This is a genomic window from Sphingobacterium sp. N143 (assembly GCF_030325625.1).
GTDB lineage: Bacteria > Bacteroidota > Bacteroidia > Sphingobacteriales > Sphingobacteriaceae > Sphingobacterium.
Genome location: NZ_JACAIS010000004.1, coordinates 283,892 through 300,490, shown reverse-complemented (window position 1 = coordinate 300,490; position 16,599 = coordinate 283,892). Strand labels below are relative to the sequence as shown.

The window sequence follows — 16,599 nt, the reverse complement described above, 5'->3', positions numbered from 1 at the left end:
GCTTATCAGAGGTCGGTGTAATCATATTTTTTTGAATGTCTTCAAAATTAGAATCTGAAGTGTGAGAACGCCTTGTTAGCTTCCGCCATTTTGTGCGTATCTTCTTTCTTCTTAACAGCAGCACCTTCACCTTTAGAAGCTGAAATGATTTCTCCTGCTAATTTTTCGAACATTGTTTTTTCACCACGCTTACGAGCGTATGAAATTAACCATTTCATACCTAAAGCGATTTTACGCTCTGGACGAACTTCCATAGGAACTTGGAAGTTAGCACCACCCACACGGCGTGACTTAACTTCAACAGCAGGCATAACGTTATTCAAAGCTTTTTTCCAAGCTTCTAAACCGTTTTCTTGTGTTTTTTGTTCTACTAATTCTACTGCATCGTAAAAAATATCATAAGCGATAGATTTTTTACCATCTACCATCATATTGTTTACGAAACGTGTTACCTGAACGTCATTAAACTTTGGATCAGGTAAAATGATTCTCTTTTTCGGTTTTGACTTTCTCATTTTTCTTTCCTCCGTTTAATTATTTCTTTTTACCTTTTGCTGGAGCCGCAGCTTGTCCTGGTTTAGGACGCTTAGTTCCATATTTAGAACGACGTTGGTTACGACCTGCTACACCTGAAGTATCTAATGCACCACGGATGATGTGGTAACGTACACCCGGTAAATCTTTCACACGACCACCACGGATCAATACGATCGAGTGCTCTTGTAAGTTGTGACCTTCTCCAGGGATGTAAGCGTTGACCTCTTTACCGTTTGTTAAACGTACACGAGCTACTTTACGCATTGCTGAGTTTGGTTTTTTAGGGGTAGTAGTATATACACGTGTACATACACCTCTTCGCTGTGGACATGAGTCCAACGCTGGTGACTTACTCTTGTCAACCAGAGCTACTCTACCTTTTCTAACTAATTGTTGAATAGTAGGCATTTACCTGTTTTTGTTTATAAATTTTATACCTAAATTATTTTAAGTTCGCAAAGATACTGATTCCGTTTTGAATATTAAATAGTTAGTGCATAAAATTTAGATTATTTTTTCCTTTTAATCTTTAGCTGCCATAGGATATGATCCACGATTTTCTATGTTCATTTGATTAATCTTCATGATTTATTTCATCAGAAACCTAATCCGCTACAGTATATCCGTTTGGAACGATTGCCGTCATCTTTTTATTTAGGTTTGTAATTGGTACAATAAATAACACATGGAAAGGATTGTGTTTACTTTTTTAGAAAATCGAACAATCTAGATCCCATGAACGCTTTTTTTAAATTTTAAATGTATAAAAGGAAAGCAAATAATGGAGACCAGCTAATGTCTTCTTGCTCTGCATACTTATGTTTTTTTTGTGTAAAACGCTTATACTGGTTTCTGAGTATATTGTTTGTTTTGCTTGTTTTTGCAAGATTTTGGCAAGAGATTTGTAAAAAACGAACAAATAATTTTAAAGTAAAAAACAAATTAATTTATTCAAATTATGAAAATGAAATTAATGTATGCAATGGTTTTGGCGTTTGTTACGTTTGCCTTTGTCGGATGTTCTAAAGATGATGATAACCCCATGCCAACAGGAGGAAGTATCGATGCAGCAGTAGGTACTTATAAAGGGAAGATTGATATTATTGGAGGAAAGGAGGTCTTTAATCAGATTTTAGTAGTTACTAAAGTGGACGATAAACGGATCAGAGTAAGTGCCCAAAATGCGGACTTAAAACTTCCTGTACGAGAAATTCAAGTTTCTAATAATTCTAATATTTCTATCCAAGCTATGGGAAATGAGCCTCAAGGTAATTTTATATATACTTTTGAGAATAAAGGCTTAATTTTTCTTGCGAAAAGAACAGAGGAGGGACAGTTAGAATACTCTTTCGAAGGTACAAAACAATAGATTCTATTATAATGCCCCACTAAAAAGCCGTGTCAACAATCTTGACACGGCTTTTTAATTCTTGAGCTTACGACAGCAACGTAAAATCTATCTGCCGTTTATCCAGATCCACTTTCTTCACGCGGATCTGAACCTCATCACCCAACTGAAATTTCTTTTTCTTCCGTTGGCCAATAATTGCATAGTTCTTCTCATCCAGTACATAGAAATCATCCGTGATATCACGCAGGCGTACCATTCCTTCACACTTGTTCTCCTCGATCTCTACATACATTCCCCATTCGGTCACACCCGACACAATCCCGGTATATTCCGTGCCAATCTGGTCCTGTAAGTATTCAGCTTGTTTGTACTTGATGGAGGCTCGTTCTGCCTCGGCGGCTTTTTTCTCCATTTGAGAGGAATGCTCTGCCATCTTCTCATAGTGTTCCGCATTGATTTTTGTTCCGCCCTCCAGATAGAACTGCAGAAGCCTATGCACCATCACATCTGGATAACGGCGGATAGGGGAGGTGAAATGAGTATAATAATCAAATGCCAAGCCATAGTGGCTTGTTTTCTTTGTCGTGTAGATCGCCTTGGCCATCGAGCGTACCGCCAGCGATGTCAGCATATTTTGTTCCTTGCTGCCCTCAATTTTTGTCATCAGGGCATTCAGGGACTTCGCCGTCTCCTTATCGGTTCTGATCGTCAATTTATGGCCAAATCGTGCTGCGAACTGTGAAAATGTGGTTAGGGTCTCCGGATTAGGAACATCGTGAAAACGATAGACAAAGGTGAGTTTATTTTTTCCGCGGCCTTGTTTACCGATATATTCCGCCACCTTACGGTTGGCCAACAACATAAAGTCCTCAATCAGCTTATGAGCATCTTTACGGACCTTGGTATACACCCCTGTAGGCTTACCATTTTCATCCAAGGTAAACTTCACTTCTTCACTTTCAAAGGCAATCGCACCGTTCTTGAATTTCCGCTCCCGAAGGATATAGGCCAGCTCATTCAGCTTTAGAATTTCCTGGCTGAAGTCACCCGATTTAGTTTCAATGACTTCCTGGGCTTCTTCATAGCTGAAGCGTCTGTCCGAATGGATAATCGTGCGGCCAAACCATTGATTATGGATATTGGCTTTCTCGTCCAGTTCAAAGACTGCCGAAAAGCAAAGTTTGTCTTCATGTGGGCGTAAGGAACATACGCCATTGGACAAACGCTCTGGAAGCATTGGAATAACACGGTCAACCAAGTAGACTGATGTCGCACGGTTAAAAGCTTCTTTATCCAATTCAGTATCCGGAATCACAAAATGCGATACATCGGCAATATGTACACCGATCTCGTAATTGCCGTTTTCCAGTTTTTGGAAAGATATGGCATCATCAAAGTCCTTGGCGTCTGCCGGGTCAATCGTAAAAGTGCTGATATTTCTGAAATCACGTCTTTTTGCGATTTCTTCTTTACTGATTTCTTCTGAAATACGATTAGCTTCCGTTTCCACTTTTTTCGGAAACTCCAGTGGAAATCCAAAGTCGGCCAGGATGGCGTTCATCTCTGTATTGTTCTCACCCTTGGTACCTAGTACATGTTTGACGGTTCCCACAGGGTTTTTACTGCCACTGGGCCAATCAATGATCGATACCACGACTTTTTCTTTATCCTTTGCACCATTCAGGTTATCCAAAGGGATAAAGATATCATGAAGCATTTTACGGTCATCGGCAATGAAGAACGCAAAATTATTGGAAATACTGATGGTTCCCGTAAAATCAGTTTTGGCCCTTTGGAGGATCTCCACAACCTCACCCTCTTTTTTACGGCCACCTTTTCTTTTTTCAAAAGTATGGACCTTCACGATATCACCGTGGAGCGCCTGTCTTAATTTTCTCGGGGCAATATAGATGTCATTTTCAAACTCATCATCCGGAATAACATAGGCCGAACCATCAGCTGTCATATCCACCTTTCCGGTTACATATACTTTCAGCTGCTTCAGGCTGAATTTTCCCCGGTCCACTTCGATGAAAATGCCGTTTCTTACATTATCATGCAAAATATCGGCAATGGCTACTTTCGAGTCATTGTCCGCTAGATTCAATTTGGAAGAAACTTGTTTATAGTTGAGTGGTTTGTTTCCTGATTTCTCAAAAATATCGATGATCAGTTGCGTCAATACCTCTTTGTAAGGATTCTCTTTTTTTGTTTTCATTCGAATAAATTATTCAATAGTGTTTATTCTTCATTGTATTCATGAACTCGCCATGCTCGGTTATACACCATAACGGAATGTATGGTTCAGTCATCGCACGCCGAGCTATATGGACACAAGGTACAAAAAAAATAAGATTTGCCACGCTAGTCTAATGCATCGCATTAACGAGCAGTGACCACATGTTATAGACAGTTTAACCGAAAAATAGTTTTAAAACTTGTTGGGCTGATTTACTTTTTACAATGATTACAAACACCGAGCGCATTTACTGCGATCGCTTCAAGGCTAAATCCAGCTGGAATGGATACCTTGGGTAAGGTCATGTCGTCCAGGCAATAAACCGAATTACATATCCGGCAGATGAAATGGACGTGCTGGTCATGATGATCATGTTCAGAACAGTTTGTCGAACACATCGCATAGGTGGCTGTTCCGTGCAGGTCAAAAATTTTATGGATAATCCCTTTTTCTTCAAAACTCGCCAATACCCGGTACAAGGTTACACGGTCAATATCCTTGCCCAACAGTTTTTCCAATTCTGGTTGGGAAATGGCAGAATCTTTCGTCGAAATAATTTCAAGTACCTTTAATCTGGGTTGGGTAACTTTTAGACTATTTTGTTTGAGGATTTCTGGGTATACAGTAGTGGATTGTTCCATGGACTTTATCTTTAAACCTGAGATCAATTACAAAAATAAGGAATTTATCCACATAAGAAAACCGATAAGGTTAAGATTATTGTCATCTTCCTTATCGGTTTTTTTCTATATCTATATAAAGATGTTCTATTTGCCAGCGGCTTTGGCATGGTCAGCCAAGAATGTAGCCAGACCACTGTCTGTTAATGGGTGTTTCAACAAAGATAAAATTGCCGATAACGGTCCAGTCATCACATCAGCACCGATCTTAGCACAACCCAAGATATGTGCACTATGACGTACCGAAGCAGCCAAGATCTGTGTTGGATAATTATAGTTGTCATAGATCAAACGGATATCTTCGATCAGACCCAATCCATCGGTAGAAATATCATCCAAACGACCAATAAAAGGGGATACGTATGTTGCACCAGCTTTAGCGGCCAATAAAGCCTGACCCGCTGTGAATACCAATGTGCAGTTTGTCTTGATGCCTTTTTTGCTGAAATATTTAATTGCTTTCACACCATCTTTGATCATAGGGACCTTTACTACAATTTTGCTGTCAAGAGCTGCCAGTGCTTCGCCCTCTTTGATCATTTCCTCATAAGTCGTGGAAATGACTTCAGCACTTACATCGCCGTCAACGATAGCACAGATTGCTTTGTAATGGTTAATTACATTTTCATCACCGCTGATACCTTCTTTTGCCATTAAACTTGGATTGGTCGTTACACCGTCCAATACGCCTAAGTCTTGGGCTTCTTTGATTTGCTCTAGGTTTGCTGTGTCAATAAAAAATTTCATTGTGTATGATATTGAATGATAATTGTTTGATTATTTATCGATCTCTCCGCTGCTATTAAAATTGTTCGCGAACAAATATTGAAATAATTGCTGCAAAGTTATTGATTATATTCCAGTATTGCATACTCTATTCCATGAATTGCATTTTTATTTTTAAACAAGAATCTCTTGGCATTCTTTTTTGTTATACTTTATATAGTATTATCTTTGAATATGCAGGTTTTCAGATCTCTCCATTATAGGAACTTCCGTTTACATGTTATAGGGCAGGCAATCTCTCTTATGGGGACGTGGATGCAGCGGATAGCAATCAGCTGGCTGGTTTATGAATTGACCAATTCTGTATTCTGGCTGGGCTTTGTGCAGTTCATTTCCTTACTGCCCTCGTTGGTGCTCTCACCATTTATCGGAAGTTTTGTGGATAAACACAAGAAATACAAGTTGGTATTGATGACGCAGATTGGCTTGATGATTCAGGCTGGAATTCTAACCTTACTGGTCTATATGAAGTGGGAGAGTGTGCTATGGCTTTCCGTACTCGGCTTGATTCAGGGCGTGATCAATTCTTTTGATGTGCTCGGCCGACAATCATTGATGATGTATCTCGTGGGCGACCGTAAGGATCTGCCCAATGCCATTGCGCTCAATTCAACGATTTTTAATGGAGCCCGTATGTTGGGACCTGCAATAGGCGGGATTTTATTGAGTACCTATGGGGAATTGGTCTGCTTTGCCTTAAATTTTATCAGCTTTGTCCCCGTTATTATTACCTTGCTCATGATGAAAGTAGACGAGACACATGTGCAATTAAGTAAAGGAAGCAACTGGGAGGGCTTGGTTGAAGGATTTCGATACCTCAAGCGCTCCCCTCATATCTCATCGTTGATTATTATCATGACATTCTCCAGTCTGATTGTCATTCCTTATACTTCACTGCTACCAGCCATTGCCAAGGAAATGTTTCACGGCGACGAGCGGACTTTTTCCTGGTTTGAAAGCGCTGCCGGATTAGGAGCGATGATCGGGGCCTTCAATATGGCCCGTTTAAAATCAGGTACCAACTTACGTTATCAGGTGATGGGGGCAGCAGCGCTAATGGGGTTGGCCTTGTTGTTTCTGGCACATGCCAGCATGCTGCAGATGGCCCTGGTCTATGTGATGCTGGTTTCGTTTGCCATGATGATGCAGAATTCAAGTATCAATACTTATATACAGACACATGCCATACCCATCTACCGTGCTCGGGCGATATCCTACTATGTCATGGCATTCCAGGGCATATTTCCTATCGGAACTTTAATGATAGGCTCGCTGGCAAGTTATTGCGGGCTCAGGACAACCTTATACCTGATGGGAGGGCTGGGAATATTGATTGCAGTTCTCTATTATAGCTACCTTCGCCTGCACATCCATAAAAGGCTGTTTAAATTTTAATCGGAACTTTCTTTGCACAGCAGGATTTCAACTTGACTTGCTTCTGAGTTTTCGGTCCCGCAACTTTAATGTCTTTTTTGCATAGTCAATGACCGCACCATAGTCCGAAAAAATATCCCCGCCAAGCACGCCGATAACAGGTTCAAGCTGCATTTGTTGATAGGCATAATTGATCGAGCTCAAGTCCAGCACTGCGGTCTTCAGTCGATTGATACGCCATGCTCCGATTGCTAAACTGGGGATTTCCATATTGAAACTTTCCATCGAGTTTGTACCGAGTCCGGTTGAAAGAGTTTCCGATGGTTCTAGCAGCAGCTGATCTTCTAAAAGATGACCCAATTGGGTTTTATCGAAAACGGTTTTGGATGCACCTGTATCGATGACCATTTTAAAGGTACGCCCATAAATTGCCACATCAACAAGGGCATGTGTCCCCTGTCCCTGTAAATCCAGTAATTGAAAAGATACTGTCGTCATATAGCCAAAATAGATAAATTGCTTTTGATTTGCAATAAAAAACAATTTATTCAGTCAAGTAGGGATAGGATAAAAAAGGCAGTTATACTGGATAACTGCCTTTTTTATTTACTGAGCCGAAGCTTGTTATAATGCTTTTATTTCTTTGAGCACATTGTTCATGGTGCGTACCGCGTCGGCGCTTTTATTGAATTTTTCTTGATCAGCTTCATCGAGCTGTAATGGAATGATCCGATCCCATCCTTTTTTGTTGATGATTACCGGAACACCCAGGTTGATATCTTCCTGATCAAACTCACCTTCAAGATAGACTGAAGCCGTAAATAATCTGCCCTGATCCCGTACAATGCTCTCGACCACCGCTGCAGTGGCAGCACCAGGAGCATACCATGCCGAGGTGCCGATGAGGCTAGTTAAAGTCGCCCCACCCACCATTGTTTTCAGGACAATTTCTGCCTGTTCTTCTGGCGTTAGAAAATTTGTCACCGGAATGCTGTTCCACGTGGAGTGCTTGATCAGTGGAATCATGGTGGTGTCACCATGCCCTCCAATCACAATGGCATTGAGATCCGCCGCTGAGGCATTTAACTTTTCACTTAATTGATATTTGAACCGTGCCGAATCCAGTGTGCCACCCATTCCTATGATTCTATTTTTGGGTAATCCGCTCGATTTGAGCGCTAGGTAAGTCATGGTGTCCATGGGATTGGAAACAATGACAATGATGATATCAGGGGAATGTTTTACTAAATTTTCGACAACAGATTTGACAATATTTGCATTTGTTCCGATCAATTCCTCACGGGTCATTCCTGGTTTTCGGGGAATGCCAGAGGTAATGACAGCAACCGTAGATCCTGCCGTAGACAGATAGTCATTGGTTACACCTTTGATTTTGGATTCAAATCCCAGCAAGGCAGCTGTCTGAGCCATATCCTGAGCCTTACCCTCCGCAAATCCTTCCTTAATATCCAATAATACAATCTCTTCTGCGACATTCCGACGGATTAAATTGTCTGCTGTAGTAGCTCCTACAGCTCCGGCACCAACAATAGTTACTTTCATATGTAAATTATTTGTTTATTCATGACTTAATGATCTCTTCAGGTATTCATGCTGCCTTGGGCGTTGTAATGGTTACATGGAATATCCAGTTCATTTTCACGAATGCTTGTGCTGTTTTTTGACATGGATATTTCATGCGTATGTATATGGATTAATAAATAATAATTGAATTTAATGAATTATTGTCAGTAAATCAATGGCTAACCAGCAATGAAATTATAAATGTGATGAAGTTATAACAAAGTGAGTGCTGCAATGCCGAAGGCTTATAGGACCAAAGTCTAAGCCCCGGCACGTCATATTAAAAAGGATAACCAATGGCTAGATTGAACATCAGGTTATCTTTTCGCCATCTTGAACTTCCGAAATCGATATCCTTAAATACCCAACGTTCGCCTTTTGGTAAATAAGGAATGCGGAAGGGGATCGAAAAGTCAGTTCGGATAATCAGAAAGGTGAAGTCAAATCGTAAGCCAGCACCGCCACCAACAGCAAGCTCATTTAAAAAATTTTTACTGAACTTACCTCCCGGTTTATTTTCGTCTTCGCGTTGCAGCCATACATTACCAGCGTCAATGAAAGCCGCCCAATGCACAAATCCAGCCAATTTAGCCCTGTATTCTGTGTTCAGTTCCAACTTGATATCCCCCGTTTGATCGGCATAAAATAATCCATTGCTCAGCTTTTCCGGAGCTACGGTACCTGGCCCAATAGCACGGGCACCAAAGGCCCGGATACTGTTTGGCCCACCTACATAATACTGTTTTAAATAAGGCAGCGAGCGCGAATTACCATACGAATAGCTCAGTCCCAAACTGACCCTTGAAGCTAACTGCGAATTCTCTGAGAGTTTTAAATAATGCCTTCCGTCGCCACTGATCTTGATATATTGGGCGAAATAGGCATCAAACAGCTTAAAGGTTTTGCCTTTGTTAAAATCAGCTCCTTTGATCAAGCCCAATACATTTCCGGAAAGATCCAGATTCCCTTTAAAGTAAAAGGTATTCTTCAGATGCTGTTTCATGGTATTCTGAAACGTGAAGTTATAGTTTGGACCAATGGTAAATTGGGGGTCAATAGCATGACGGAGTGCCGGGATGGTATCCATCTGTCTTTGATAGCTCTCAGAGATACCTTTTGGCTGCACATACGTGATCTCCAGTAGGGACAGATCGTGTTGTTTTTCTTCCGATTCCTGCCAGATATAACCATAATCCAAAGCGATTGAATTGAGGGTATAAGCCTTACGGCGATTTAAGAACTCGTATCGGCCTTTTATATATGTTTTAGGAATAAAACGGCGTGACGGATTGATGCTGCCAAAAGGCGAGAGGATCCTTGGAAAGGTCAGTGTCGCTTCCGCTCCATAACGGTAATAGCTTGAGTTTAGATCAGCATTTCCACCGGTTTGTATCTCATAGCCCCCGAAGACATTAAAGCTTAGCTGCTCGGCTCCTTTAAAGGCATTGCGCAGGGTCCAGTTTACATTGACTTCTGTTCCGTTATAGACAGATGCCATCTTGCCCAACAGTTCGACGCGTAATGATTTTTTTGGTAAAGGGGTTAAGTAGTAATAGACATCCAGTGCATTGGGTACATCCTTGCTGTCAACAAAATTGTTCTTGACAAATTTCCAGCTATTTAGATTGACCAGATGGCTGATGGTTTGGTTATGCGCATTCCGGTTGTAAATATCACCTGGGTGGAAGAAAATATGCTTTGCGATGACTGGCTTCCGATAGGTATGACGGCGGTCTATGAAATAATAACTGCTGTCAAACAGTTCTGCATTTCTTGTGGACCGCTGATAACCGGAGCTTGTTTCCGTATAATTGGGGTAAATATAGATTTTATTGATCTTGGAAGGTATTTTTGCCTGCGCCGGGGTTTCCTTTTTTACCGTTACATACATATTTACTTTGTGGTTCCCGATCGTGCTGTCCACTTCCACTAAAATGTAGTCCGGACTGAAATAATAGTATCCTTTGTTTTTAAGATCATTGTCAATACGGTCACGCTCATTGAGTATAACATCAAGACTGTAGTTTTTGCCTACCTGCAAAAGACTTTTGTCTGCCGAAGAATGGATGTCCCTGCCCAGCTGGCTGCTGCTGTCGATATCAAATTTGACAGATTGTATTCTATAGATCAGATTGGGTTTGGCCGTATAATTAATTGTTGCCTCTTTCTTTTCGACCAAGGTATCTGAACTCACTTCGGCATCAAAGAAACCAATATTTTCCATCCGGTTCCTCAAGAGATTTTCATTATATTCACGATTGACATCACTCAGGAGGACAGGTTCCTCACCTATTTTTTTGAAAAACTTTTTAATCACATTCTTTCCGACGGAGTCGCCGGCCATATTATTGAAATAGAGCTTAAATGGAACTCCGGCCAGCCGTTTATTAGGTTTCGGCATCAGCGCCGATTCAAGGTGTGTTGATAATCTTTCCTTGTTTTCCTTTGAAATAGTATCCGAATCAATGAGCACATTGCCCTTGACATATAAGCTTTCTCCTTCTTTCAGATTTTTGGTCGATGAACAAGAAGCTATAAGGGCACCCAGTGTCATGATCCCAATGGCAAATTTGAGTTTAGCTCGCATGATGACTCCTTTCTTCTTCTTCATTTTTAATCGCTGTCGTTCTGGTGGTATCTAAATTTGTTTTTGAACTATCATTCTCTGGCATATTTGTCCCTTTTTTTTCTGGGTCCAATTGTTGTTTGCTTTTTTCCCTTTCTCGCTCTTCCATACGTTTTCTAAATGCGGGATTATGGAGCATCAGACTATCCCGGATGACGTTACGTACGCTGTCACGATATATAGAATCTGTTTCCATCCGTTCCACATCAAAACGTCTTCTAAATCCACGGCTGCTGGTATCATAATATTCCTGAAGCTTTTTGGAACTCATCCAGATTTCCTTGAATCTATTGTAATCCATGTTGATGATAAATCCGATACCGGTCTCCACATATTGTCCCTGAAGCGTTACCTGGTATTGGTTTTTGCGGTATACCCGGGCAAAGTAACGGCCATCCTGTGAAAGTTGATAATCCAACTGGATATCACCAGCGATATTATTGGCAGTTTCGCCAGGACGCGTATTGCCCTCTACTTCAAAATTGGAGCCAATAGTGATTTTCAAACGGTCGTTCAGAAGCATTTTTGAGACGCCAATATTCAGGTCCGTCCGCGTATTACCGGCCCCTGTTGTATAATCTTCTTCTGAGGTAAGATTGAAATCCAATTCTACGCCAGTGATCAGCTCTGAGGCCAGACGGTTCAATTGGCCGCTTAAGAAAGAACTTATGCTATTTCTTACGATTGCCTCGGTGCCGCCACCACCAGAAAGACTTTCAAATGGATTAGTCGACATAAACCGGCCCAGCACGATCAATGAAAAGACCTGCTTATTGAGCTCCGACGGATTTTCGCGCAGGGTGGTCAGGGCATTGTTGACTTTGCTGACAACGTCCTGAGATACGATAGAATTGTTCTCATCCAGGTCAATATCAAAGTCTAATTGTGGTTGGAACAACTTGTCCTTTATTTTCAGTAAAACATTGAATGGAACCCGCTGTTTATACAGGTTTGCATTCTCTGATCCCAATTGTGTGGCTACAAGTTCCAGGGTAGGGGCCTTGATATTGTACGCTGCAGTGATATTGAGCTGGGCATCCAGCGGATCCCCGTTCCAGGTGATGGTACTTCCTTTCTGAAAGGTGAAATCCTTTTTCACTGGGCCAAAACTGAATGAATAACTTCCCTTGTCCACGGTAAATGTTCCGGACAGGGTAATTTTACTACTTGCGTCTATCCCTGCATTCAGCTCCGCTTGTCCCTGAATATTGAGCGCATCCTTCGATCCTGCATCCAGCAATATCTTGAATTTAGCCTCTTTGTCGGTCTGAAGGTTGAGGTCCACATCGATTCCCGTTAATCGGGTTACAGTCATCGAATCCAATTTGGCAAATATATTGGTCTGAGTCGTGTCGCTCTTATCCACAAATTCAACCACACCCTTACGGTCTGCCATGCCCGGATCCTCATTGGGCATCACAAAGGTGAAATCTGTATCATCCAACACCTTGATCGTGCCATCAACCACAGGTTTGTCGAGGTTGCCGCGGATGCGCAGGTTGGAGGTGAGATACATTTTTCCGTAAAACATGTCATTGTCTGTCTGTGTGGAATTCAGCACCTCAAAATTGTTGGTGTTGATATTGAGGTTAAAATCAAAATCCGTATAGGTTTTGGTATTTATTGAACCGCTCAGCTTTGCGATGTTTCCTTTTTTATCCACAAGCTCAAATTTGGGGAAGGTGATCCCTCTTTGATCCAGATGCACGGTTTCATTTTTTGCAGTGAATAACGCGTTCAACATGGCAATATTGAATTGTGCATCCTTAAATTTTACGTCTCCATCAATGACAGGTTTCGAAGGTGAGCCTGTGATTTTCAATTGGCCCTCGAGATTTCCTTTTGAATCCTTCAGATAGCCCAAGCTAAATGCCTGTACAGTCTGCATGGTCAAGGGTGCGATATCCAAGGTGAAGTTCAAACTCGATTCTCCCTGTGGCGGACTGATAAAATCACCGTTCAATACCACATTATTGCCATTTTCGCTAATGCTGATATTGGCGTTATAGGTGTTTTCTTTTTCATTGTTGACCTTAATATTGACATTGCCCACGGTATCTTTGCCAATGTAGAATTTGTCGATCAGCAGGTCAGAGACAAACACGGGGTTGCTTTCTAGTCTCGATATGGTGGCCTGACCATTGATGCCTCCGCCCAGTTCCATGGTTTCACTTTCCAGCATCCTGCTTAACGTTTCGATACGGAAGTTCTTGAAGGCAATATTGACCGGGGAATTGAGGACACTGTCCTGTGAAGATATGCTGAGTTCCTGGCCCTTGTTGTTCAAGACAAAATCATTGGCCTGTATGCCGGTGCTACCAAATTTAAGAACATTGTTCGGGTTTACATCCCACTTGTCGTAGTTCAGCATTAAACCATCCTGAAGCAGGCTAAAGACAAATGCACCGTTATCGACACGCATATTGGCGCCCAGATGGTACTGTTCCTTTTCCTTTTTGTCTTTGATCCACAAACCAAAATCCAGGTTATTTTGAATGACCTTACCACTGAATATGGTATTCACCAATTCAATGTTGCTGACCTTGATTTTGTTGATCAGCGCCGAATAATACAGGGTACTGTCCAGCGTATTGATATCCAGGGTGACATTGTTGATCTCTGTACCGCTGTAGACTAGTTTTGGGGCATCCAGTTTGGCCAAAATCGTTTTCGTTTCACTATTGAACATACCATCCAGTGTGATATCTTTCATTTCAGTGAGCTCCGGAAGAAAGTCCTGTACAAACCTGGTGCGGGTCAACTGTGCTGAAAACTCAATGTTCTGTGGTTCGTATTTAGGGACCTGTACAGGCTTGCCAGGCTGATAGTATACTTGAAGGATATCCTGAATGGCATTCTGTAGTTCCAGGATCTTATATTTTCCTACCAGGTGGGCATTGAAAAAAGGTGCCTTCAGGAGCAGCAGGTTTCTGCTTGTATCCGATTTTGCAATCAGGGAGATACTGTCCAGCGCATAGTAGGCGTCATTGTATGCAATAGACGAGTTGGTGATATGCGCCTCACCATTGAGGAAGTTCGGATCCGCGGAGCTAAAATTACCGACAAGCTTGCCATGATATTTAAAATCATCGTCCATTAACTTCAGGTTTTTGAGGTTGATGGTGTCCACCATCAGTTCAAAATCCACCTGCGGGTATTTGGATTGCATATTGGCTGTAGCATCCAGCTTTAATTTGATGTTGGGATCCGGGCTAACGACAGAAGCTTTGATGTCACCTTGATTTGCGGTAAGATTCATGTCGATATTATGGTACTGATATCCCATGGCGTCCATACGGTTTACTTTACCGTCAAAGTTGGCTACCAATTTTTTAGGATCCGTTCCATGTCCTTTGATCTTGCCTTCAAAGGAGAGTATGCCTAGCGTACTGTCCATTTTCATAATCTTGCCGATGTCAAAATCACGAATGCTGACAAAAGCATCGTAGGTCGTGTCTCGGCCCGCCATGCCTACCTTGCCATCGAATTTGGCTGTTCCTTTCTCCGTTACCAGCGATAGGTTGGTGTCAAAAGCATTCATCCCGCCTTTAAATGTACCGGTCAGTCCGATGGTATTGGGAAGTTCAATGTTTGATGGCAGCATGGATTTTGCTACCAATTTCTCAATATCGGAGCGTCCTGTTGTCAATTTTTTCAAATGGAGATCCATGGCCATTTTATCTACATCAGGAAGGCCTTTCAGCCGCATGCTCGCCATGACGCGCGTATTGGACAAGGTCTGAAAATCAATGTTGGGAATATTCAGGTCATTGACTTTGCCCACCACACGGCCATCAATATTGAATTTCTTGTTCATTAAGGGTTTCATCACCGCCATGGTATCCAGGAAGGGCGCAAAATAATAGATGTCACGCATATCAATGTGACTTTTTTTGATTGTCGCGTTGACATAGATCAGCTCCGGCTTCTTGGCGACGATATCCAACGAAGGGTAGCTCACCTTAAAGTAATCCCGGATTAAGGTGCGGGGGGTCTCAGCATATAAATTCTTGATCTCGGCTCCTGTACCTGTATAGTTAAAATCTCCTTTAAGTTGTTTGATCACAAGCCCCGAATGGTCGGAGGCTGTCAGTTCATTTAGGGACCCACTGATGGAGTCGGCACTATAATAAAGGTCGCTGAGGCTCGTCTTTATTCCTGGGATCTTGATGTTGAAATAATCAAACCCCTTCATCCGGACTTGGTTATCATCCCTGAAAGCGATACTGGTATTATTGATCCTGATATCTTTGGCAGATACGATCCAATTGATTTTTGCTGTATCAGCAGAGCTACTGTCGGTCTGCGTTTGCTTTTTGATCTTTCCAAAAAGAACCTCGTTGTCAGCACCCGCCAGGTCCACTGTCTGAATATCGACAAGTTCCTTATTTAAATCAATCTTATTGATGTCTGCGTGTAGGTTTTTAATGACAAATTTGGTCCTGAGGGCACTTGATTCATCTTCGTAGCGTACAAGAATATTGGATAAATCTGCAATTTGAAGCCCCACATCTGGAAGTAAGGTGGTGATTTGTGCCGTTTTATCGGTGATCCCAAAATCTTTCACCTTGGGGGCTGTGCCGTCCACAACAGGCTTCCATTGTTTTACCGTCGCATTTAAGCCGTCGACTTTTACCTTTGGTAGATCGAAGGCCATGTTCTTCGTCAGGTCAAATTTTTTGATGTTCGTATGTAGTGTACCTAAATAGACATCAGCACTTGTCCCGATCACTTCATCTGTGTAGACGATATGGAATTTTTCGAATTTAACCCTATCTAAATTAAACAACAAGGCAGAGGTGCTATCGGCAGTCGGTGTACTTGGTGTTTCTGAGGAAAACGCTTGAACGATATAATCAAAATTGAATGAGCTGTCGGGCAGGGACCGGCTGATTTTGGCCGTGATTCCCTCAGCCTCTATGTTTTGGATCTCAACAGTGTTTCGCAGCAGTTTCAGCATATTGATATCTACCGCTATGCTTTTTCCCGCAACTAAAGTATCCTTGCTCTGATCTTCTAGATAGATGTTCTCTAAAACTAATTTTTTCGGGAAATCAATATTAATGTAACCGATCTTTACCGGCGTGCCTATTTTTCCTTCTACATAATGCGTTACTTTTCCAGCAATATAATTTTGCACCGCAGGTATTCTGATTAGAAACACGATTAGAATAGCAAGTGCAATGATTACTCCAATAATCCACAATATTGTTTTGAAAGCAATTCGGGTAAATCTGTTCAACGTATTATTTGATTTAAGTTTCTATTAATAAAAATTAAAATGGAAAAAAGTTTGCAAGTTTTCCAGATATTAACTTATCTCACTATGATTTCAGCAAACTAAGATAAATTTGCTTTTAAATGCAAGTTTTATTGCATCGTAAAAAAACAAATTTATGCATCTCTTTACCCTTTAGACCTC

Annotated in this window: 11 protein-coding genes; 2 read left to right on the top strand and 9 right to left on the bottom strand. The window is 41.6% G+C overall.

Features of this window, described 5'->3' with window-relative positions:
- Window positions 1-47: 47 nt before the first annotated feature.
- Window positions 48-515 (bottom strand): 30S ribosomal protein S7, encoded by a 468-nt coding sequence (gene rpsG, locus HX021_RS10265; RefSeq protein WP_286590146.1) that lies wholly within the window; start codon window positions 513-515, stop codon window positions 48-50.
- Window positions 516-534: 19 nt separating this feature from the next.
- Window positions 535-945: a 30S ribosomal protein S12 gene (gene rpsL / locus HX021_RS10260; RefSeq protein ID WP_086948339.1), complete on the bottom strand. Its 411-nt coding sequence runs from the start codon at window positions 943-945 to the stop codon at window positions 535-537.
- Window positions 946-1,495: 550 nt separating this feature from the next.
- On the opposite strand from rpsL, the gene HX021_RS10255 reads away from it, so the two are divergent.
- Entirely contained in the window at window positions 1,496-1,906 is a 411-nt protein-coding gene (locus tag HX021_RS10255) for a hypothetical protein (RefSeq protein WP_286590145.1), read from the top strand.
- Window positions 1,907-1,973: 67 nt separating this feature from the next.
- Here the strand turns inward: HX021_RS10255 and rnr are convergent, their stop codons facing one another.
- The 3 genes from rnr to fsa form a co-directional block, all read right to left on the bottom strand.
- A complete protein-coding gene (gene rnr / locus HX021_RS10250; RefSeq protein ID WP_286590144.1) occupies window positions 1,974-4,106 on the bottom strand; it encodes a ribonuclease R in 2,133 nt (710 codons plus the stop codon).
- A 233-nt stretch (window positions 4,107-4,339) separates the two neighbouring features.
- A complete protein-coding gene (locus HX021_RS10245; RefSeq protein WP_286590141.1) occupies window positions 4,340-4,768 on the bottom strand; it encodes a Fur family transcriptional regulator in 429 nt (142 codons plus the stop codon).
- 126 nt (window positions 4,769-4,894) lie between these two features.
- Window positions 4,895-5,554, bottom strand: coding sequence for a fructose-6-phosphate aldolase (fsa, locus tag HX021_RS10240; RefSeq protein ID WP_286590140.1), 660 nt, complete (start codon window positions 5,552-5,554; stop codon window positions 4,895-4,897).
- A gap of 213 nt (window positions 5,555-5,767) precedes the next feature.
- Between fsa and HX021_RS10235 the strand changes: the two genes are divergently transcribed.
- The gene (locus HX021_RS10235) at window positions 5,768-6,988 is read left to right on the top strand and encodes an MFS transporter (protein WP_286590139.1); all 1,221 of its coding nucleotides are present in this window, start codon (window positions 5,768-5,770) and stop codon (window positions 6,986-6,988) included.
- Between the two features lie 27 nt (window positions 6,989-7,015).
- On the opposite strand, the gene HX021_RS10230 is transcribed toward HX021_RS10235, so the two are convergent.
- The 4 genes from HX021_RS10230 to HX021_RS10215 form a co-directional block, all read right to left on the bottom strand.
- Window positions 7,016-7,465 (bottom strand): aspartyl protease family protein, encoded by a 450-nt coding sequence (locus HX021_RS10230; protein ID WP_286590138.1) that lies wholly within the window; start codon window positions 7,463-7,465, stop codon window positions 7,016-7,018.
- Between the two features lie 126 nt (window positions 7,466-7,591).
- On the bottom strand, window positions 7,592-8,530 hold the full coding sequence (locus HX021_RS10225) for a malate dehydrogenase (protein WP_286590137.1): 939 nt from the start codon (window positions 8,528-8,530) through the stop codon (window positions 7,592-7,594).
- A gap of 301 nt (window positions 8,531-8,831) precedes the next feature.
- Window positions 8,832-11,162: a translocation and assembly module lipoprotein TamL gene (gene tamL / locus HX021_RS10220; RefSeq protein ID WP_286590136.1), complete on the bottom strand. Its 2,331-nt coding sequence runs from the start codon at window positions 11,160-11,162 to the stop codon at window positions 8,832-8,834.
- Entirely contained in the window at window positions 11,128-16,419 is a 5,292-nt protein-coding gene (locus HX021_RS10215; RefSeq protein WP_286590135.1) for a translocation/assembly module TamB domain-containing protein, read from the bottom strand. The genes tamL and HX021_RS10215 overlap by 35 nt, the downstream gene beginning before the upstream one ends.
- Window positions 16,420-16,599 lie beyond the last annotated feature (180 nt).